General features: G+C 57.8%; 1 protein-coding gene. It reads left to right on the top strand.

Annotated elements, in window-relative coordinates:
* Window positions 1-165: 165 nt before the first annotated feature.
* Window positions 166-661: trigger factor (locus tag EOA33_RS37685; protein WP_281033611.1), on the top strand; the 496-nt coding region annotated here is incomplete at its 3' end.

Genomic DNA, 661 nt, shown 5'->3' on the forward strand with positions numbered 1-661 from the left:
GACTTATTCACATTTTGGAACGCAGTTTGGAAAGGCTTTGAGCCGCTTTAGCGGTCAAACCGCAAGTTTCCGTTACCAAAAGCCATTCCCGGCAAGATTATACCGGCAGGCTGTAAGCGGCATGGGCCGTCTGGCAGTCTCATGGGTGAGAACAAAGGTTTTATGATGCAGGTCACCGAAACGCTCAACTCCGGTCTCAAGCGCGAGATCAAGATCACCGTGCCGGCCGGTGACATGGAAGCCAAGCTGATGGCGCGGCTTACGGATGCCCGCAACAAGGTTCGCATCAATGGCTTCCGCCCCGGCAAAGTGCCGGTGCAGCACCTGCGCAAGGTCTACGGCAAGTCGTTCATGGCCGAGGTCGTCAACGAGATCCTCAACGATTCGACGCGTTCGATCATCACCGGGCGCGGCGAGAAGGCCGCCATGCAGCCTGAAGTGATCATGACCGAGGACGAGAAAGAGGCCGAAAAGATCCTGGCCGGCGGCGCCGATTTCGAGTTCCGCCTCAACTACGAGATCATCCCGGCGATCGAGATCAAGGATTTCTCCGACATCAAGGTGACACGCCAGGTGTTCGATGTGCCGGACACGGAAATCGACGAGCAGGTCAAGCGCATCGCGGAATCGGCGCGCAGCTATGAGCCGAAGACCGGCAAGG

The organism is Mesorhizobium sp. M4A.F.Ca.ET.050.02.1.1, assembly GCF_003997725.1.
Classification (GTDB): Bacteria; Pseudomonadota; Alphaproteobacteria; order Rhizobiales; family Rhizobiaceae; genus Mesorhizobium.